Origin of the sequence: Bacillus sp. RE35, from assembly GCF_052146655.1 — a bacterium.
In the GTDB taxonomy this organism is placed as follows: Bacteria; Bacillota; Bacilli; order Bacillales; family Bacillaceae_G; genus Bacillus_A; species Bacillus_A cereus.
In genome coordinates this window covers 4,504,774-4,519,673 of sequence record NZ_CP197377.1, presented here as the reverse complement: position 1 = coordinate 4,519,673, position 14,900 = coordinate 4,504,774, and the positions used below count along the sequence as shown (strand labels likewise).

The following is a 14,900-nucleotide window of genomic DNA, read 5'->3' as shown; positions in this document are numbered from 1 at the left end:
AATTTAATTATTGTATAATGAATTGACTGAAGAAAAAGGAGGGTGTTGGCAATGACAAAATTAGACGCGACATTGACAATGCTAAAAGAATTAACAGATGCACGTGGTATTGCTGGTAATGAGCGTGAACCACGTGAAGTAATGAAGAAATATATTGAGCCGTTTGCGGACGAACTTTCTACTGATAATTTAGGGAGTTTAGTTGCGAAAAAAGTAGGGGAAGAAAACGGCCCGAAAATTATGGTTGCAGGTCATTTAGATGAAGTTGGATTTATGATTACACAAATCGATGACAAAGGTTTCCTTCGCTTCCAAACGGTTGGTGGCTGGTGGTCACAAGTTATGCTTGCGCAACGCGTGACGATTGTAACGCGTAAAGGAGATGTAACAGGTGTAATTGGTTCAAAACCACCGCACATTTTACCTCCAGAAGCTCGTAAAAAGCCAGTTGAAATTAAAGACATGTTCATCGATATCGGTGCTTCTAGCCAAGAAGAAGCGATGGAGTGGGGCGTACGACCAGGAGATCAAGTTGTACCTTACTTTGAATTCCAAGTGATGAAGAATGAAAAAATGTTACTTGCAAAAGCATGGGATAACCGAATCGGTTGTGCAATTGCAATTGACGTATTAAAACAATTAAAAGATGAAAAGCATCCAAATGTTGTATATGGCGTTGGAACTGTACAAGAAGAAGTTGGTCTTCGTGGCGCAAAAACATCTGCGAATTATATTAAACCAGATATCGCGTTCGCAGTAGATGTTGGTATCGCTGGAGATACACCGGGTGTAACGTCAAAAGAAGCACAAAGTAAAATGGGCGATGGACCACAAATCATTTTATATGATGCTTCTGTTATTGGACATACAGGTTTACGTGATTTCGTAGTTGATGTTGCTGATGAATTACAAATCCCGTATCAATATGATTCAGTAGCAGGCGGAGGAACGGATGCGGGTGCGATTCACATTGCTGTAAATGGTATTCCTTCTATGGCAATTACAATTGCAACGCGCTATATCCATTCTCATGCGGCAATGTTACATCGTGATGATTATGAAAATGCAGTGAAGTTAATTGTAGAAGTTATTAAACGTCTTGATAAAGAGGCTGTACATAACATTACATTTAATTAATAGAAAAAGCGAAGGAGCTTCTCCTTCGCTTTTTTATGTTTTAAAAAGGCCTTTCTAATCCTGCAGCAGTATGAGCCCCTAAAATAATTAAACGAGTTAATTGCATCGCCATAAAATGCGGGGTATATATCATCCCTCTTTTTAGCCATGACATAATCATTCCTAGGTGGGCACCAGTAACATAACTAATGAGAATATCGCGTGGAACCATTAGTTTTTCATCGTTAGGTTGTGAAATAGAGAGGCTTAATGTTAAATGCGTTTGAATTGCTTTCATCATCTTATACGTATAGTTTCCAGCAGCTTTATCACCAAGCATGACGTTATAGAAGTTAGTGTTTTCTGCAATATGTTCGAACAAGGCCAAAAAACTTGGATGTGGCGAATCAAATGTTAGTTGGAAATCTTCTTTATTTCTATTTCTCGGTTTAATTACTTCAGTTAGCTTTTCTAACATTTCTTCAATGCTTTTGTCTAGTAAGTCATATTTATCGTGGTAATGGCTATAAAATGTAGCGCGGTTTACAGGAGCGCGTTCTGCGATATGTTGCACAGTTACATTTTCAAAACCTTTTTCGCCTACTAAAGCGACAAAAGCATCCTGTATGAGTTGTCTCGTCCGTTTTACACGTGGATCATTTGTATTTTTAATAGACATTTTTATTTCCCCTCGTTTAATTTTCTATACTTAAACAACATATTGGTATTATATTGTTGTTTAAACGACATTTCATACGTAAATTGTCGGTTGTAGATTCAAAATAATTATTTATAATTATAAACGATAGTCCTTCAGAAATCAGCACCGCTCGCAGGTAGAGAAGTTTCGATTTACGCTGCAGATGGTGTGATTTTTTTGTTAAAAGGTTAATATAATTAACAATTAAACAATCTAAACAATAAGGACATAAATAGTTTAGAAAAAAATTATATGCGATATAAGGAGAGGAATGCAATGAATCAGTTTCGAAGAATGGTAATTATCAACATTATCACATTAATTGTACTAGTTGGCGGCGGTATTGGCGGTTATTACTATTACAATCAAACGGAAAATTACTTAAAAACAGACAATGCAAAGATTGATGGAAAGGTAATTCCGGTTGCTTCACCAGTAGCAGGTAAACTAACTGACTGGAAAGCTGAAGTAGGAAAAAATTATAATGAGAACGATAAATTAGGTACTGTTACTGTAGCGGCAGCTAATGGAGAACAAACAGTAGATGTAACAATTCCACAAAATGCAACAGTTGTACAATCAAACGCGACAACAAATGCTTTCGTTGGAGCGGGTAGCCCAATTGCTTATGCATTTGATATGAACAATTTATGGGTAACAGCAAACATTGAAGAAACAGATGTTGATGATGTTCAAAAAGGTCAAGATGTAGATGTGTATGTAGATGCATACCCAGATACAACGTTAACAGGAAAAGTAGAACAAGTTGGCTTAACAACAGCGAATACATTCTCTATGTTGCCATCAAGCAACGCAACAGCGAACTATACGAAAGTAACACAAGTAGTACCAGTTAAAATTTCTTTAGATCATAGCAAATCAGTAAATATTGTTCCTGGCATGAATGTGACAGTTCGTATTCATAAGTAAGGGGGAGATGAGATGTCCTCAATTGTAATTGCAGGATATGCACTATTTTGTATAATCGTCTTCTTCCTTGTAAATCGTCTTTTACGAAAGAAAAAAACGAAAATGGGAGAAGAACAAGTCCCAGCCGTAAGTAAAATAGAAGTAAGTAAAGTTGAAACAGAAGAGAAAGAAATTGAACGAAAGCAAGAATCGGAAATTTCTAATGTAGTTGAGTTAGAAACAGGAAAGCAAGAAGAAGTAAAACAAGAAAAAGAAGTGCCGAAAAAACAAATGTCTATGCCTGTAGAGAATGTGAACGTAAAAGCAGTTGTAGCTGTATTAATTCTCGGCATGTTCGTTTCTATTTTAAACCAAACAATCATTAACGTTGCATTACCTCCGTTAATGAATGAATTTAATGTATCAACTTCAACAGCACAATGGTTAATTACAGGCTTCATGCTTGTAAATGGTATTTTAGTACCGATTAGTGCCTTTTTAGTTTCACGATTTACGTATCGTAAATTATTTGTAGCAGCAATGTTATTCTTCACGGTAGGATCTATCATTTGTGCTACTTCAGGAAACTTTACAATGATGATGACAGGTCGCGTAATTCAAGCAGTTGGTGCGGGTATTTTAATGCCGGTTGGTATGAATATCTTCATGACGTTATTCCCGCCTCATAAACGCGGAGCGGCGATGGGATTACTAGGTGTAGCGATGATTTTAGCACCAGCTATCGGACCAACTGTAACAGGTTGGGTGATTGAAAACTATAGCTGGAACTTAATGTTCTATGCGATGTTTATTATTGGTTTAATTATTACGTTCCTATCTTTAAAATTCTTTACACTAGCTCAGCCGGTGTCTAAAACGAAATTAGATATATTCGGTGTGGTTAGTTCAAGTATTGGACTAGGAAGCTTATTGTACGGATTTAGTGAAGCTGGAAATAATAGTTGGACTAGTGCAGAAGTCATTATTTCACTTGTTATCGGTGTAATTGGTTTAGCGTTATTTATTTGGAGAGAGTTAACAACGGACAATAAAATGCTTGATTTACAAGTATTTAAATATCCAGTATTTACTTTTACTTTAGTAATTAATGCAATCGTTACGATGGCATTATTCGGAGGTATGTTATTGCTTCCAGTATATCTGCAAAACATTCGTGGCTTTACGCCAATTGAATCTGGTTTACTACTTCTTCCAGGATCATTAATTATGGGGATCATGGGACCAGTAGCGGGTAAATTATTCGATAAATATGGTATTCGTCCATTAGCGATAATTGGATTGGCAATTACGACGTATGCGACATATGAATTTACAAAATTATCGATGGATACGCCGTATAGCGTTATTATGACGGATTACATTATACGTTCAATTGGTATGTCATTCATTATGATGCCAATTATGACAGCTGGTATGAACGCGCTGCCGATGAAATTAATTTCTCACGGTACAGCAACGCAAAATACGTCAAGACAAGTAGCGGGTTCAATCGGAACAGCTATTTTAATTACACTTATGACGCAACAAACGACTGCTCACGTAGCTGATTACGGCAACATGTTAACAACATCAAACCCAATTTTAGTTGATAAAGTACACGGCATGGGTCAAAGCTTAGCGGCCTTAGCTGGATCAGCTCAAGCAGGAGACGCGATGAGCACACAACTATTATATGGACAAATTTCAAAGCTATCTGCAATTAACGGTATTAACGATGCCTTCTTAATCGCAACGATACTAGCAGGTATCGCTTGGGTGTTATCGTTCTTCTTACAATCAGGCAATAAACCAAATAGAAAAGCAGGGAATTAATTTCCCTGCTTTTTTGTCTTTTTAAAGAGTGAGATATAAAAAATGATAACCAGTTACGGAGCACAGCCCTGCTAGAAACAAAATTATCCCCATAGAACAAATACTCGATATTTGCCTGCCGCTTATAATAGCTAATAGTCCAGCTAAAGAGAAGAAGCACCAATATAAAGTTCCCGAAATTGGAACCATCCCCTCTAAATCTATTCCAGAACCTATACAAACGATAGGAACAACGATAAGTAATATGCTAATTAAACCAGCTATAATAGTGAGTGATTTATGATATTTAATACCATAAATAATTAAAAAAATACCAACGATAAATGCGCATAACATTAAAGTAAGAGCTAAAATCATCCAAGTTAATATTCCAAACACTTCTGTATTACCTCCGATTTGTAGGTTGCTAAAAAATATTATATATAGAATGAATCACCTACAGACATGAGCTCCCAGAAGATAACACCTAATATTCCAATGGTAAAAATAATGAATCCCATATTACGTATACTTTTAATTTTGGCTTGTACTCCACTTACCCCTGCTAATAATCCAGTTAAAGAAAATAGGGTCCAGTAAAGAGCAGTTGGAATCGGGAAAATTGTATCGATATGAATCCCTACACTTAAAAGAACAAAAGGTAGTGTGACAAAGGATAGGCTAAGTAGCCCCATTAAACCAACGAGTAATTTCCGATATTTAATCCCCGTTACTATTAAAAAAATACCACCAGCAATCCCGCATAGTAAGAGAAGTGGCGTGAAAAGCATCCAAATAATACTGAACATATGTAAACTCCTTTATGTGAATTAAGTTATATTTTACTACATGAGGTTTATTTTGGATATTATTAATGAGTATATATAAATTGAAGGAAATGGGTAATAACGATACGGATTATCAAAAACGCTAACCGCAGAAGAGTTTGAAGTTATGATAAAAGAGTAAAGAGAGGTATCGCGATGATACCTCTTTTTAACTCAAGAATGCCAACATGTTATTCATAATATGAAATAACATAGCTGGAATAATGGACTTTGTTTTTTTACATAAAATGGCCATTAATAATCCCATAAAGAAAGTAATTACCATTACCCCAAGTGAGTATGTATGAGCGATACCGAAGAAGAAACTTGTTACGATGGCTGCAATCCAAAATGGAAAGCGTTCTGAGAAGAAGCGAAGTATAAAACCACGGAAAATAAGTTCTTCAAAAATGGGTGTGAGTATTGCAAAGCTGAGAAGTAATAATATTTGATATTGCTTAAAGACGTCTAAGCTTAGTGCGGAAGATTGCTGCTTTGTTGCGTCTTGGAACACATAATTTAACAAGATGTAATTGAGTATGATGTTGATAACGAAGAAAAGAAGTAAGTATACGTATGTGCGCCATTCTTTCAGTGTTTTAAAGTTAAAAGATTTTAGTAGTAATTTTTTTGCGGGTTCGAATTTAAAAATGAAGAATAACAATACAGCTAGTTGTAATACGGTACTTGCAGTATTTGCAATAGATTCATACAGGGCAACTTGTTTTTTATCTGTAAGACCTGCTGTATAAATTGTTAATGGCATTGCGAGGAACATAGTAATAAGTCCAGTTCCAAAAAAGGCGAATAAAACAGAGCTAATAAATTGTCCCCATGACATCGAGTGTTTTTGTTCATTAGAAAGCTGTGTAGCGGGTTGCATTTGTAAAATCACCTCTTTTATATTTGCATATTTAATTATAAAGTAAGATGTTTTTGAATGTAACATTTAAATATTACATATAAAGTGAAACTTTAATCATTGGGGAGGTTCATCCCCCACTGATTATCAGCCCTCACCAATCGGGCTTTTACGGGCAGTTGATTCTCCACCTAACTTCCTCGTCTTTGCTGAATTTCGAGGTGGGGGTCTTACTGCTCGTTAATGCGGGATAAAGGTGTATTTTCCATAAAATAATAAAAGAGGTATCACCCTGTAGTGATGCCTCTTTCTCATTGATAACTATGTTCTGTCTTGTTATTCAATTTTGCTTGCTCTATTTGCAATTCACGCTCTACCAATCGATCTAATTGCTGAATTGCTTTAAGTGCTTTTTCATAAGAAATTGTTCGATAATGATGCGCTCCGCCCGGTTCTTCATCTGCTTCGTCTGCCCATTTAATAATATTTTGAAGAGATGTTCTTTCAATTTCTTGTTCCACTAAGAAAGAATCTGTATGAAGAAGAATTGCAATAGAAATTTCTTTTGCTAGTTTTGGATGTTCTCCTAATCTAATAAGTAATTTATGTGCTCTTTCAGCGCCTTTAATTGCATGGATATCATTCTTTTTATATAAGTCATAATCCCATTCGCCGCCTGTGTACCACGTATGATGTCCGATATCATGAAGGAAGCCAGCTTTTGTGGCAGCATCGACTGAGGCGTGATGCTTTTTGGCTAGGTGAAACGCATGGTAAGCGACAGCGATCGCGTGGACCATTCCAGAACGGTTTACGTATTTTTGTGTAATGTGGTGTTTAAAAATTTGTTCAAGCGTAATACGGTGCATAAAACATTCACTCCTTTTATCTTATGGTGTATATGAAGAAAAATCGATCGGTTTAAATGTATTTTGAACATTGTACTCCATCATAGTTCGTTAGTAAAGTAGAAATGTTTAGGAGAAGAAAAAATTTTTCTGCAAAAAAATCACCTTAGCTTATGCAAAGGTGATTTTCAAATTGCTTATTTTTTTAATCCTTGCTCTAGTGTTTCTAACATTTCGTGCTTTTCATTTTCATCAGCGTTTTTCCAAATGACTTCAAATAAAACGCCAAGACCTGGAAGCATTTTTTCTTCACCGCTTTGAATTGCATCGACGATTGTTTCTTGTAATTGATCTTGTGAATTTCCAGATACATTCGCTAATACGGCACCGCGTAAATTAAAACTCATTGCTTTCACCTCTTCTTCAGAATTGAAACTGACGTTAGTTTTTGTTCTTTTTTATGTAAATATGTATGAAAAATAGGCTATAATGATAAGACAAGAAGAGAGGGAAATACATATTATGAAAAACATTGATTCAGTACAAAATCCGCGTGTAAAGCAGTGGAAAAAGCTGCAAACGAAAAAAGAACGCGATAAAAAAGGTTTATTTTTTGTAGAAGGATTCCACTTAGTCGAGGAAGCTTTGAAGACAGGAATTGTAACAGAACTTATCGTTTCAGATCAGACAGACCTTCCGAAAGATTGGACAGTTAATGATGTGGAAATGTACATCGTACCTGAGGCGATTGTAAAAATACTTCGTGAAACAGAAACGACGCAAGGTGTATTTGCTGTTTGTGAGAAGCATGAGAAAGAAGTAGCTCTTACTGATGGGAAATTCCTTTTATTAGATGGCCTGCAAGACCCAGGTAATTTAGGAACAATTATTCGTACAGCTGATGCAGCTGGTATTCACGCCGTTGTGCTTGGAGAAGGTTGTGTTGATGTTTACAATAGTAAAGTACTCCGCTCTACACAAGGCTCTATTTTCCACTTACCAATTGTAAAAGGGAACTTAGAAGAATGGGTAGACAAGTTAAAAGAAAATAACGTTCCTGTATATGGAACAGCTCTTGAAAATGGAGTTCCGTATGGTGAAGTAACGCCGGCTGGCAGTTTTGCATTAATTGTAGGAAATGAAGGAAATGGCGTACGCCAAGAAATTCTTGCAAAAACGGATCAAAACTTGTATATTCCGATTTACGGCGGGGCAGAATCATTAAATGTTGCGGTTGCAGCAGGGATTTTAACGTATTATTTGCAAAGCCCGGTTGCGAACAAATAAAAAACTTCTTATAATAAGTTGAAGTACATTATATTAAAAGTTAAATAACGAAAAACGTTGATAGAGAAGAGTAGCTTACAAAATCGCCATATAGGGAGAGAATGTCGTAGACTGAAAGCATTCTTATGGTAGACGAAAGTGAATTCACCTCTGGAGTTGACGCCAGGACCATGTATATGTAAAGGCGTTCCGGTCAGAATTGATCGTTATAACTAATGAGTGGGCAGACATGTTCTGTCAATTTAGGGTGGTACCGCGAATTTACCTCGTCCCTTTTTGGGAGCGAGGTTTTTTTATTTTTAAAATTAGGAGGGTTCCAAAATGGAAGCACGTTTAAAAGAGCTAAAGCAAAAAGCGTTAGAGCTTATTGAAGAAGCGAAAGAGCTGAAAGGCTTAAACGACGTACGCGTAGCGTATTTAGGAAAAAAAGGTCCAATTACAGAAGTATTACGCGGCATGGGAAAATTATCAGCAGAAGAGCGTCCACGTATGGGAGCATTAGTAAATGAAGTACGTGAAGCGATTCAAACGCGTCTAGACGACAAAATTAGTAACTTAGAAAAAGCAGTAATTGAAGCGAAATTAGCTACTGAAACAATTGATGTTACATTGCCAGGTCGTCCTGTTGAAACAGGTTGTCACCATCCGTTAACGGCTGTTGTTGAGCAAATTGAAGATGTATTCATCGGTATGGGTTATGAAGTAGCTGAAGGAACAGAAGTAGAAAAAGACTACTACAACTTCGAAGCACTAAACTTACCGAAAGATCACCCAGCGCGTGATATGCAAGATACATTCTACATCACAGAAGAAACGTTACTACGTACACATACATCTTCTGTGCAAGCACGTACGATGGAAAATAATAAAGAAAAAGGCCCAATTAAAATTATTTGTCCTGGTAAAGTGTATCGCCGTGATGACGACGATGCGACGCATTCACATCAGTTCATGCAAATTGAAGGTCTTGTAATTGATAAAAACATTCGTATGAGTGACTTAAAAGGTACACTGCAAGTATTCGTGAAAAAGATGTTCGGTGAAGATCGTGAAATCCGTCTTCGTCCAAGTTTCTTCCCATTCACAGAGCCATCTGTAGAGATGGATATTTCTTGTATGATGTGTCATGGCAAAGGCTGCGGCACTTGTAAAGGAACTGGCTGGATTGAAATTCTAGGCGCAGGTATGGTTCACCCGAACGTACTTGAAATGGCTGGTTATGATTCAAAAGAATATCAAGGTTTCGCATTCGGTATGGGCGCAGAGCGTATCGCAATGTTGAAATACGGAGTAGATGACATTCGTCATTTCTATACAAATGATGTACGTTTCTTACAACAATTCAAACGAGCGTAAGGGAAGGAGAGGATAAGTATGTTCGTATCATATCGTTGGTTACAAGAGTATGTAGATATTAAAGATGTAACAGCACAAGAACTAGCAGATAAAATCACGAAAAGTGGTATTGAAGTAGAAGGCGTTGAAGTATTAAATAAAGGTGTAAAAGGTGTTGTAGTTGGTCACGTATTAGAATGTGAAAAACACCCAGAAGCTGATAAATTAAGCAAATGCTTAATCGATATCGGTGAAGAAGAGCCAGTTCAAATTATTTGTGGAGCTGCTAACATTGCAAAAGGTTTAAAAGTACCAGTTGCAAAAGTTGGAGCTGTACTTCCTGGTAACTTCAAAATCAAAAAAGCAAAACTACGCGGTGAAGCTTCTCACGGTATGGTTTGTGCTCTTCAAGAGCTTGGTATTGATGGAAAGTTAGTTTCAAAAGAATACGCAGATGGTATCTTCATCTTCCCAAGTGACGCTGAAGTTGGTGCAGATGCACTTGAAATTTTAAACTTACACGATGAAGTACTTGAGCTTGGCTTAACACCAAACCGTGCAGATTGCTTAAACATGTTAGGTGTTGCTTACGAAGTAGCTGCTATTTATGGCCGCGAAGTAAAGCTTCCAGCTATCGACTTACAAGAAACAGCAGAAAAAACTTCTGATTATATTTCTGTAAGTGTAGAAGCGAAAGAAGAAAACCCATTATACATTGCAAAAATGGTTAAAAACGTAAAGATTGGTCCATCACCAATGTGGATGCAAACTCGTCTTATGGCAGCTGGCATTCGTCCAATTAGCAACGTAGTTGATATTACAAACTACATTTTAATGGAATACGGTCAACCGTTACATGCATTCGATTACGATAAATTAGGTTCAAAAGAAATCGTTGTTCGTCTTGCAAAAGAAGGCGAAAAAATTGAAACGTTAGATGATCAAGAGCGTACATTACAAAGCCACCACCTTGTAATTACAAACGGCACGAAAGCTTTAGCTGTTGCTGGTGTAATGGGCGGGGCGGATTCTGAAGTTACAAATGAGACAGTAAACGTTCTAATTGAGTCTGCATATTTTGCAGGTCAAACAGTACGTCGTACATCAAAAGACTTAGGTCTTCGTAGTGAATCAAGTGCACGTTTCGAAAAAGGAATCGACCCAACACGTACATTTGAAGCAATTCAACACGCAGCTGCTTTAATGGCGAAATATGCTGGCGGTGAAGCACTTGAAGGTGTAGTAGAAGCTGACAACTTACAAGTACAAGAGCGTACAGTATCTGTTACTGCTGAAAAAGTAAACCGTGTATTAGGTACAAATATTTCTGCGAGTGAAATGGGTACAATGTTCACAAACTTGAAATTCCCATTCACAGAAGTAGAAGGAACATTCCACGTGAATGTACCAGCACGTCGTCCTGATATTACAATTTCAGAAGACTTAGTAGAAGAAGTGGGCCGTCTATACGGTTATGACCACATTCCAGTTACATTACCTTCTGGAACGATGACTCGTGGTAAATTAACATCAGCACAAACGAAACGTCGTAAAGTACGCCGCTTCTTAGAGGGTGCTGGTTTATATGAAGCAATCACGTATTCATTAACAAGCGCTGACAAAGCGAAACAATATATGGTTGAGCCAAACGAAAAGGCGCCTGTAGGTCTTGCGCTTCCAATGAGTGAAGAACGTAGCCAACTTCGTTTAAGCTTAGTACCGCAATTACTAGAAGCAGTTTCATACAATGTCGCTCGTAAAAACGACAGCGTTGCTTTATACGAAGTAGGTTCTATCTTCTTACCGACAGAAGAAGGAGAACTTCCGAAAGAAGAACAACATCTTGCAGGTGTTATGACAGGTCTTGCTCTTCACCATGCATGGCAAGGTGAGAAGAAAGTAGTAGACTTCTTCGTTGTGAAAGGTGTACTAGAAGGACTATTCGACGTACTTGGCGTTGCAAACCAAATCACATATGCACCAGCAAAACGCGAAGGTATGCACCCAGGCCGTACAGCTGACATCGTATTAGATGGCGAAGTAATTGGTTTCATCGGTCAATTGCACCCAGAAGCAGAAAAACAATTAGATGTGAAAAATACATTCGTATTTGAATTATCTCTTGTAAAAGTATTCGGTGCAGACGCTGAAGAAACTTACTACGCAGCAATTCCACGTTTCCCATCTATGACACGTGACATGGCTGTTGTAGTAACAAAAGAAACAAAAGCTGGTGAAATGAAGCAAGTCATTGCTGAAGCTGGCGGAGAACTTCTGAAAGACGTAACACTATTCGACTTATACGAAGGTGAAAAAATGGAAGAAGGCAAGAAATCACTTGCATTCTCTATGACTTACTTCGATGCAGAACGTACATTAACAGACGAAGAAGTAACAGAAGCACATAACCGTGTACTAACAACGGTAGAAGAGAAATTCGGTGCGGAGTTACGTAAGTAATTAGAAAATTGCCGGATATATTCCGGCAATTTTTTTATTGGGTTAGTTGTCGGACACTGTCGGTAAGTCGATATATTACAAAAATCGCTCATATATTTTCCGACACCTTGCATCTTTCTCTCGAATGTAGTACATTAATTTTAGTTTAACAAAATGAAAGACGATGATAAGGAAAAGTAGTATATACTATAATCCAAAGCGAGTCAGGGACGGTGAGAGCCTGATGAGGCGGTATATGTGAAGAACACCTTGGAGTTGCTAACCGAAATTGAATCTTGTATTCAAGAGTAGACTTAGACGGGAATCCGGCCTGTTACAAACCGGGAAGTATGTATTACATACGAGTTAAAGTTGGTCTTTATGACAAATTGGGTGGTACCGCGAAGTTTAACCTTTCGTCCCTTTATGGATGAAAGGTTTTTTTGTATTTAAATATATGAGCAAAGGAGAATTTCACTATGGAAAACACATTAGTAAAAAGTCTGTATAGAGATACAGAAAAGTATGCAGATCAAACAGTACAAGTATCAGGGTGGATTCGTAACTTACGTGATTCAAAAGCATTTGGTTTCATCGAATTAAACGACGGTAGCTTCTTCAAAAGCGTTCAAATCGTTTTCGATACAGAATTAGAGAACTTCAAAGAAATTGCAAAACTTCCACTTAGCTCTTCAGTTAAAGTAGAAGGTAAAGTAATTGCAACGCCTGGAGCGAAGCAACCATTTGAAATTAAAGCAGAAAAAATTGATATCGAGGGCTTATCAGATTCTGATTACCCACTTCAAAAGAAGCGTCATACATTTGAATACTTACGTACAATCGCTCACTTACGTCCAAGAACAAATGCATTCTCTGCAACGTTCCGCGTACGTTCTATCGCAGCATTTGCGATTCACCAATTCTTCCAAGAGCGTGGATTCGTACATGTTCATACACCTATCATCACTGGTAGTGATACAGAAGGTGCTGGCGAAATGTTCCGCGTAACAACGCAAGATTTAAATAACCTACCAAAAGGTGAAGACGGAAAAGTTGATGAGTCAAAAGACTTCTTCGGTAAAGAAACAAACTTAACAGTAAGTGGACAGCTGAACGCTGAAGCTTATGCATTAGCATTCCGTGATGTATACACATTCGGACCTACATTCCGTGCGGAAAACTCAAACACAACTCGCCACGCTGCTGAGTTCTGGATGGTTGAGCCTGAGATTGCATTCGCTGAACTAGGGGACGTAATGAACCTTACAGAAGATATGCTGAAATATGCAATGAAATACGTATTAGAGCATGCACCAGAAGAAATGGAATTCTTCAACAGCTTCGTTGATAAAACAGTTCTTGAGCGCATGAACAACGTAATTAACTCTGACTTCGGTCGCATCACTTATACAGAAGCAATTAAAGTGCTTCAAGAATCAGGTGCTGATTTCAAATACCCAGTAGAATGGGGAATTGACTTACAAACAGAGCACGAAAGATACTTATCAGAAGAAATCTTCAAACGCCCTGTATTCGTAACTGACTATCCGAAAGACATTAAAGCATTCTACATGCGTTTAAATGAAGACGGTAAAACAGTAGCTGCTACTGACCTTCTAGTTCCTGGCATCGGCGAATTAATCGGCGGAAGCCAACGTGAAGAAAGAATGGACGTTTTAGTAGACAGAATTAAAGAATTAGGTATGAACGAAGAGGATTACTGGTGGTACTTAGAACTTAGAAAATACGGCGGTACAAAACACGCTGGATTCGGTCTAGGTTTCGAGCGCTTCCTAATGTACATCACTGGCATGGCTAACATCCGTGACGTAATTCCATTCCCAAGAACTCCAGGTTCTTCTGAGTTCTAAAATGTGAAAAAAGCGAGAGGATTTCCTCTCGCTTTTTCTTTTGCATAGTTTATTACCCTGTAGCAAAAAGTAACGCGAAGGGGTGAATATAAATGAGTAAAAAAGTGAAAAAAGATCATTCAAGATCGGGCCTAGGTTCTCCAGAAGTAGAAGGACAAGGAACGACGACACATGAAACAGGTTCACATAAAGTACCTTCATCAAATAAGAAGCAGAAACGAAGCTAACATAAAAAAGGAGAGTCTTGGCGACTCTCCTTTTTTCATGTATTACATCTTCTTATCGTTAATTTCTTTTGTAATCTTATTTATGTCTTTGCCTAATCGATCTAAATAGAAAAACCACAGTAAACTCATGAACACGTAATAGATGGCCATCACGCCAAGATTATCAGATATATTTTCGAATGTGGATTTAGTAGTGAAAAAAGCTCCTCAAATGGTAGAAATAGTGAAGTAAGAAAGTGGGCCTACGAGGTGTACGAAAATATATAATATCTTTTTAACTTTTACAGCGTTCATATGAAAAACCTCCTTTTTCTAATCATACATTCAAGTTCCTCACAGAAGTGTTGTAGTTTTGCTGGATTATGTATTAACGAGCGAGCATCGTGTTTCCCGATAAATCTTCGAATCCGAAAGTTTAATAAGAAAGAGCGACCATAACGCTCTATTAAATCGTTGAACGCTCGTTGTTCACTTAGTAGCTGAATGTTTTCCCTAATTTCAAACTGTCTTTCGTGTGGATCGCCTAGTAAAATATTTAGAATCATTTGTAGAAGTAGCAATGGGGATCTCCTCCTATTTTAGAATAATCTGTATATTATAATTATAACAAAACTATAAGGACAATAGTAGGGTGAAACAAAAAACAGGAGTTTGTAGGCTCCTGTTT

Annotated in this window: 15 protein-coding genes, 1 pseudogene and 2 other annotated features; of the genes and pseudogenes, 8 read left to right on the top strand and 8 right to left on the bottom strand. The window is 37.5% G+C overall.

Annotation, left to right across the window (positions count from 1 at the left end; genetic code table 11):
- Positions 1-51: 51 nt before the first annotated feature.
- Positions 52-1,137, top strand: a complete 1,086-nt coding sequence (locus tag ACTL4X_RS23075; RefSeq protein ID WP_000163555.1) for a M42 family metallopeptidase — start codon at positions 52-54, stop codon at positions 1,135-1,137.
- Between the two features lie 40 nt (positions 1,138-1,177).
- On the opposite strand, the gene ACTL4X_RS23070 is transcribed toward ACTL4X_RS23075, so the two are convergent.
- Complete coding sequence (locus tag ACTL4X_RS23070; RefSeq protein WP_000023672.1) at positions 1,178-1,795, bottom strand: TetR/AcrR family transcriptional regulator; 618 nt, start codon at positions 1,793-1,795, stop codon at positions 1,178-1,180.
- A 297-nt stretch (positions 1,796-2,092) separates the two neighbouring features.
- Here ACTL4X_RS23070 and ACTL4X_RS23065 point away from each other — a divergent pair, with 297 nt between their 5' ends.
- Both ACTL4X_RS23065 and ACTL4X_RS23060 read left to right on the top strand, forming a co-directional pair.
- The gene (locus ACTL4X_RS23065; RefSeq protein WP_001071419.1) at positions 2,093-2,746 is read left to right on the top strand and encodes an HlyD family secretion protein; all 654 of its coding nucleotides are present in this window, start codon (positions 2,093-2,095) and stop codon (positions 2,744-2,746) included.
- A gap of 12 nt (positions 2,747-2,758) precedes the next feature.
- Positions 2,759-4,558 carry a DHA2 family efflux MFS transporter permease subunit gene (locus tag ACTL4X_RS23060; protein ID WP_000095295.1) on the top strand — a complete coding sequence of 600 codons (1,800 nt, stop codon included), beginning with the start codon at positions 2,759-2,761 and terminating at the stop codon, positions 4,556-4,558.
- Positions 4,559-4,579: 21 nt separating this feature from the next.
- Here the strand turns inward: ACTL4X_RS23060 and ACTL4X_RS23055 are convergent, their stop codons facing one another.
- The 5 genes from ACTL4X_RS23055 to sspI form a co-directional block, all read right to left on the bottom strand.
- On the bottom strand, positions 4,580-4,936 hold the full coding sequence (locus tag ACTL4X_RS23055; protein ID WP_000467057.1) for a hypothetical protein: 357 nt from the start codon (positions 4,934-4,936) through the stop codon (positions 4,580-4,582).
- A 38-nt stretch (positions 4,937-4,974) separates the two neighbouring features.
- Positions 4,975-5,346, bottom strand: coding sequence for a hypothetical protein (locus ACTL4X_RS23050; protein ID WP_000491395.1), 372 nt, complete (start codon positions 5,344-5,346; stop codon positions 4,975-4,977).
- Between the two features lie 187 nt (positions 5,347-5,533).
- Positions 5,534-6,247, bottom strand: coding sequence for a CPBP family intramembrane glutamic endopeptidase (locus ACTL4X_RS23045; protein WP_001182108.1), 714 nt, complete (start codon positions 6,245-6,247; stop codon positions 5,534-5,536).
- A 290-nt stretch (positions 6,248-6,537) separates the two neighbouring features.
- Entirely contained in the window at positions 6,538-7,095 is a 558-nt protein-coding gene (locus tag ACTL4X_RS23040; RefSeq protein WP_000554786.1) for an HD domain-containing protein, read from the bottom strand.
- Between the two features lie 176 nt (positions 7,096-7,271).
- Entirely contained in the window at positions 7,272-7,481 is a 210-nt protein-coding gene (gene sspI / locus ACTL4X_RS23035) for a small acid-soluble spore protein SspI (RefSeq protein WP_000009509.1), read from the bottom strand.
- 82 nt (positions 7,482-7,563) lie between these two features.
- On the opposite strand from sspI, the gene ACTL4X_RS23030 reads away from it, so the two are divergent.
- The 5 genes from ACTL4X_RS23030 (at position 7,564) to ACTL4X_RS23010 (ending at position 14,233) form a co-directional block, all read left to right on the top strand.
- Positions 7,564-8,361, top strand: a complete 798-nt coding sequence (locus ACTL4X_RS23030; RefSeq protein WP_002026395.1) for a TrmH family RNA methyltransferase — start codon at positions 7,564-7,566, stop codon at positions 8,359-8,361.
- A gap of 48 nt (positions 8,362-8,409) precedes the next feature.
- Positions 8,410-8,638: a binding site (T-box leader), on the top strand.
- 44 nt (positions 8,639-8,682) lie between these two features.
- A complete protein-coding gene (gene pheS / locus ACTL4X_RS23025; protein WP_000388219.1) occupies positions 8,683-9,717 on the top strand; it encodes a phenylalanine--tRNA ligase subunit alpha in 1,035 nt (344 codons plus the stop codon).
- Positions 9,718-9,735: 18 nt separating this feature from the next.
- The gene (gene pheT / locus ACTL4X_RS23020) at positions 9,736-12,156 is read left to right on the top strand and encodes a phenylalanine--tRNA ligase subunit beta (RefSeq protein ID WP_000498186.1); all 2,421 of its coding nucleotides are present in this window, start codon (positions 9,736-9,738) and stop codon (positions 12,154-12,156) included.
- 154 nt (positions 12,157-12,310) lie between these two features.
- Positions 12,311-12,562 (top strand) — a binding site (T-box leader).
- A gap of 52 nt (positions 12,563-12,614) precedes the next feature.
- A complete protein-coding gene (gene asnS / locus ACTL4X_RS23015; RefSeq protein WP_000432177.1) occupies positions 12,615-14,006 on the top strand; it encodes an asparagine--tRNA ligase in 1,392 nt (463 codons plus the stop codon).
- A 92-nt stretch (positions 14,007-14,098) separates the two neighbouring features.
- Entirely contained in the window at positions 14,099-14,233 is a 135-nt protein-coding gene (locus ACTL4X_RS23010; RefSeq protein ID WP_000039588.1) for a YuzL family protein, read from the top strand.
- 42 nt (positions 14,234-14,275) lie between these two features.
- Here ACTL4X_RS23010 and ACTL4X_RS23005 read toward each other — a convergent pair.
- Positions 14,276-14,527 (bottom strand): annotated as a pseudogene (locus ACTL4X_RS23005) (hypothetical protein).
- The gene (locus ACTL4X_RS23000; RefSeq protein ID WP_000925539.1) at positions 14,524-14,793 is read right to left on the bottom strand and encodes a hypothetical protein; all 270 of its coding nucleotides are present in this window, start codon (positions 14,791-14,793) and stop codon (positions 14,524-14,526) included. Before ACTL4X_RS23000 ends, ACTL4X_RS23005 begins: the two are co-directional and overlap by 4 nt.
- Positions 14,794-14,900: the final 107 nt, after the last annotated feature.

Coding starts and splice junctions, on each gene's coding strand:
- pheT (WP_000498186.1), top strand. CDS start 9,736: ATGTTCGTATCATATCGTTGGTTACAAGAGTATGTAGATATTAAAGAT.
- ACTL4X_RS23075 (WP_000163555.1), top strand. CDS start 52: ATGACAAAATTAGACGCGACATTGACAATGCTAAAAGAATTAACAGAT.
- ACTL4X_RS23030 (WP_002026395.1), top strand. CDS start 7,564: ATGATAAGACAAGAAGAGAGGGAAATACATATTATGAAAAACATTGAT.
- ACTL4X_RS23060 (WP_000095295.1), top strand. CDS start 2,759: ATGTCCTCAATTGTAATTGCAGGATATGCACTATTTTGTATAATCGTC.
- ACTL4X_RS23010 (WP_000039588.1), top strand. CDS start 14,099: ATGAGTAAAAAAGTGAAAAAAGATCATTCAAGATCGGGCCTAGGTTCT.
- sspI (WP_000009509.1), bottom strand. CDS start 7,481: ATGAGTTTTAATTTACGCGGTGCCGTATTAGCGAATGTATCTGGAAAT.
- ACTL4X_RS23065 (WP_001071419.1), top strand. CDS start 2,093: ATGAATCAGTTTCGAAGAATGGTAATTATCAACATTATCACATTAATT.
- asnS (WP_000432177.1), top strand. CDS start 12,615: ATGGAAAACACATTAGTAAAAAGTCTGTATAGAGATACAGAAAAGTAT.
- ACTL4X_RS23050 (WP_000491395.1), bottom strand. CDS start 5,346: ATGTTCAGTATTATTTGGATGCTTTTCACGCCACTTCTCTTACTATGC.
- ACTL4X_RS23070 (WP_000023672.1), bottom strand. CDS start 1,795: ATGTCTATTAAAAATACAAATGATCCACGTGTAAAACGGACGAGACAA.
- ACTL4X_RS23045 (WP_001182108.1), bottom strand. CDS start 6,247: ATGCAACCCGCTACACAGCTTTCTAATGAACAAAAACACTCGATGTCA.
- ACTL4X_RS23040 (WP_000554786.1), bottom strand. CDS start 7,095: ATGCACCGTATTACGCTTGAACAAATTTTTAAACACCACATTACACAA.
- pheS (WP_000388219.1), top strand. CDS start 8,683: ATGGAAGCACGTTTAAAAGAGCTAAAGCAAAAAGCGTTAGAGCTTATT.